Source organism: Micrococcus sp. LASM2_SD2 (genome assembly GCF_057364565.1).
In genome coordinates, this window is the sequence record NZ_JBNFOB010000293.1 from 1 (window position 1) to 2,373 (window position 2,373).

Below are 2,373 nucleotides of genomic sequence, written 5' to 3' on the forward strand. Positions count from 1 at the left end.
GTCGGCGGCTGGCGGGCGGCGCGCCGCCGGCGCGCTGGGCGGCGTCCTGCACCGAGTGCAGCGCGGTGGTGAGGGTGGGCAGGGTGACCTCCACACGCTTGCCGTTGACCTCCACGGTCACGGTGTGGCGCGCCTCCGGCTCGTGCGGCTCGGGCACGTCCCCGCCGAACGGGGCGAGCTGCGCGGTGAAGTCGGTCTCGATCCAGCGGGTGTGCACGTCGAAGCCGGTCGGCTCCTCGCCTCCGGCGGTGAGCTCGGGGGCGAACGCCGGGTCGGTGACCACGGCGCGGTGGAACGGCAGGACGGACGGCATGCCCGCGATCTCCATCTCCTGCAGGGCACGGGCGGCGCGCTGCAGCGCCTGGTGGCGCGTGGCGCCGGTGACGATCACCTTGGCCACCATCGAGTCGAACGCCCCGGAGACCGTCTCACCCTCGGTGATGCCCGTGTCCACACGGACGCCGGGGCCGGAGGGCAGGCGGAAGCGGGTCAGGCGGCCTGGGGCCGGCAGGAAGCCGCGGCCCGGGTCCTCTCCGTTGATGCGGAACTCGAAGGAGTGGCCGTGGACCTGCGGGTCGGTGTAGCCGAGGGCCTCACCGCGGGCGAGGCGGAACTGCTCGCGCACCAGGTCCAGCCCGGTGACCTCCTCGGACACCGGGTGCTCCACCTGCAGGCGGGTGTTCACCTCGAGGAAGGACAGCGTGCCGTCCGCGCCCACCAGGAACTCGCACGTGCCGGCGCCCACGTAGCCGGCCTCCTTGAGGATGGCCTTCGAGGACTCCACCAGGCGGGCGTTCTGCTCGTCCGAGAGGAAGGGCGCCGGGGCCTCCTCCACGAGCTTCTGATTGCGGCGCTGCAGGGAGCAGTCGCGGGTGGACACCACCACCACGTCCCCGTGGACGTCAGCGAGGCACTGGGTCTCCACGTGGCGGGGACGGTCCAGGAAGCGCTCCACGAAGCACTCGCCGCGGCCGAAGGCGGAGATCGCCTCGCGCACCGCCGAATCGTAGAGCTCCGGGATCTCCTCGCGCGTGCGGGCGACCTTGATGCCGCGGCCCCGCCGCCGTGGGCGGCCTTGACCGCCAGCGGCAGACCGTGCTGGTCCGCGAACGCCAGCACCTCGGCGGTGCCGGAGACCGGCTCGGTGGTGCCGGGGGCCAGGGGAGCACCCACGGAGGTGGCGATGCGACGTGCGGAGACCTTGTCGCCCAAGGCCTCGATGGCCTCCGGCGGCGGGCCGATCCACACGAGGCCGGCACCCTCCACGGCCCGGGCGAAGTCCGCGTTCTCGGAGAGGAAGCCGTAGCCCGGGTGGATGGCGTCCGCCCCGGAGCGCTCGGCCGCGTCCATGATCTTGTCGATCAGCAGGTAGGAGTCCGCGGCGGTCTGCCCGCCGAGGGCCACCGCCTCGTCCGCCAGGCGCACATGGAGGGCGTCCCGGTCCGGCTCGGCGTAGACGGCCACCGAGGTCAGGCCCTCGTCCTGGCAGGCGCGGATCACGCGGACGGCGATCTCCCCGCGGTTGGCCACGAGGACCCGGGAGAAGCGACGGGTCGGTGCGTCGGCCTCACGGCTCTCGTGTGCGGCGGCGGAAGTCATGCGCGTCAGTCTCCTCACGGTGGCAGGTCAGCTCGGGCCGGACCGTTCTGCGCCCCCGGCCGTGCGGACGGCGGTGGCGCAGGGGACGGTCCTCACCCATTGGAGCACCCTAGACGTGAGACGTCGGAAACCTACAGTTCTGGGCGCCGATCCCGCGCTGTCACCGCCCCGAGTTGGAGGATTCCCACAAAGAGGCGAACGGCACACCCAGCTCCTCGCACTGCACCCGCAGCGTGGACACGGACAGGCCGATCACCGCATTGGGGTCCCCCTCGACGGACTCCACCAGCGCCGCACCGGCGCCGTCCACCGTGAAGGCGCCGGCGCACCAGAGCGGCTCCCCGGTGGCCACGTAGGCCGCGATGGTCCGCTCGTCCGCCTCCGCAAACGTCACGGCCGCGGACACCCGCCGGGACACGGCCTCCACGGTGCCGTCCGGCCGGACCAGGCCCACCCACTGCCCCGTGTGCAGCATGCCGGTCCGGCCCTGTTGCAGCCGCCAGCGCTCGATCGCCACCGCCGGCTCGTAGGGCTTACCGTAGGCGGTCCCGTCCAGCTCGAACACGGAGTCGCAGCCGACCACCAGCGTGGGCACCTGCACACCCTCCTCCACCACCTGGGCAGCCACGTCCTGTCCCTTGGCCTCGGCCAGGAGCAGGCGAGCGTCGCCGACGCGGCCCTGCGGGGCCCGGGGCGCCGACGCCTCCTCGTCCACGTGGGAGACGAGGGTGCGGAAGGGGCACCCGGGCCCGGGTGAGGAGTCTCCGAGCCCGG

The 2,373-nt window shown here is 73.4% G+C and carries 2 protein-coding genes and 1 pseudogene; all 3 read right to left on the reverse strand.

Annotation, left to right across the window (positions count from 1 at the left end; translation table 11 throughout):
• Nucleotides 1-667 (reverse strand): ATP-binding protein (locus AC2W7A_RS11585; protein WP_485991481.1); only part of this gene is annotated, 667 nt, incomplete at its 3' end.
• Nucleotides 644-1,599: pseudogene (locus AC2W7A_RS11590) on the reverse strand (ATP-binding protein); the annotation flags it as partial. The gene AC2W7A_RS11585 and the pseudogene AC2W7A_RS11590, both read right to left, overlap by 24 nt.
• A 160-nt stretch (nt 1,600-1,759) precedes the next feature.
• On the reverse strand, nt 1,760-2,373 hold a 614-nt coding region (locus tag AC2W7A_RS11595), incomplete at its 5' end, for a Maf family protein (protein WP_485991480.1).